At 65.4% G+C, this 570-nt stretch carries 1 protein-coding gene; it reads left to right on the forward strand.

Annotation, left to right across the window (positions count from 1 at the left end):
• Positions 1-128: 128 nt before the first annotated feature.
• Entirely contained in the window at positions 129-347 is a 219-nt protein-coding gene (locus VQ044_RS26005) for a helix-turn-helix transcriptional regulator (RefSeq protein ID WP_327650319.1), read from the forward strand.
• The last annotated feature ends 223 nt before the right edge of the window (positions 348-570 follow it).

A 570-nucleotide genomic window follows, 5' to 3' on the forward strand; every position in this document is an offset into this window, starting at 1 on the left:
ACCGTCCTATGTGCCGCCGTTTCCATCCGGCGCCGCGACGATTCCCCGAACCCTCTTGCGCCCCGGCAAGGGCCTGTCCTGACTGGACAAAGAGCCGTCAGAAACCGCCAGCCGGAGGCAGCGCATCCATGCCCGCACCAGACCGTATCGTCCGCCTGAACACCGTCCTCGCCCGAACGGGCCTGTCCCGCTCCACCATCTACCGGAAGATCGCCGAGGGCACGTTCCCCGTGCAGCTCAGGATCAGCATCAACGGAGCCGGTTGGCGAGAGTCCGATATCGACCGATGGGTTGCCAGCCCCGCGTCATGGCGGCCCAACAGCAAGTTCGACTTCGATGACCTCTGATCGCGCGGACGACGGCGCAGGGGCAGCGCCCCGTTCCCGGCGCGTCAGGCCGCCGACCGTATCGGAGCAGCTTGAAGACCTGCTCGGATACCATGTGCCCATGGGCCGACCGCCCAAACATGACCTGTCCACATGGACCGTCACCGACGACTGGCCCCATCCCGTTCCGGTCACACAGGCCGAGGTCGAAGTGTTCGAGCAATGGTTCGGTGATCTCTTCGAC

Source organism: Aurantimonas sp. C2-5-R2 (assembly GCF_036549495.1).
Taxonomy (GTDB): Bacteria; Pseudomonadota; Alphaproteobacteria; order Rhizobiales; family Rhizobiaceae; genus Aurantimonas; species Aurantimonas coralicida_A.

Excerpts from the sequence above, each read along its gene's own strand:
- VQ044_RS26005 (WP_327650319.1), top strand. The coding sequence starts at position 129 with ATGCCCGCACCAGACCGTATCGTCCGCCTGAACACCGTCCTCGCCCGA.